The organism is Mammaliicoccus sp. L-M44 (assembly GCF_022386355.1).
In the GTDB taxonomy this organism is placed as follows: Bacteria; Bacillota; Bacilli; order Staphylococcales; family Staphylococcaceae; genus Mammaliicoccus; species Mammaliicoccus sciuri_A.
The window spans coordinates 1-238 of sequence record NZ_JAJNIU010000088.1 but is presented as its reverse complement, the minus strand read 5'-3'; the positions used below and the strand labels follow the sequence as shown (position 1 = coordinate 238).

Annotated in this window: 1 pseudogene; it reads left to right on the top strand. The window is 24.8% G+C overall.

Annotated elements, in window-relative coordinates:
• A pseudogene (locus tag LQ611_RS14055) lies at window positions 1-149 on the top strand (protein rep); the annotation flags it as partial.
• Window positions 150-238: the final 89 nt, after the last annotated feature.

The window sequence follows — 238 nt, the reverse complement described above, 5'->3', positions numbered from 1 at the left end:
AAATGGTTGAACGTAAAAAAGTTAAATCAATTATTAAGGGTTATGTTCGTAAGTTAGAGATTACATATAATAAAAAAAGAGATGATTATAATCCTCATTTTCACGTGTTAATTGCAGTAAATAAATCGTATTTCACAGATAAAAGATATGGTTCTGTTGCAAAGTTGAATTTATAGTATAATTTTAACAAAAAGGAGTCTTCTGTATGAACTATTTCAGATATAAACAATTTAACAAG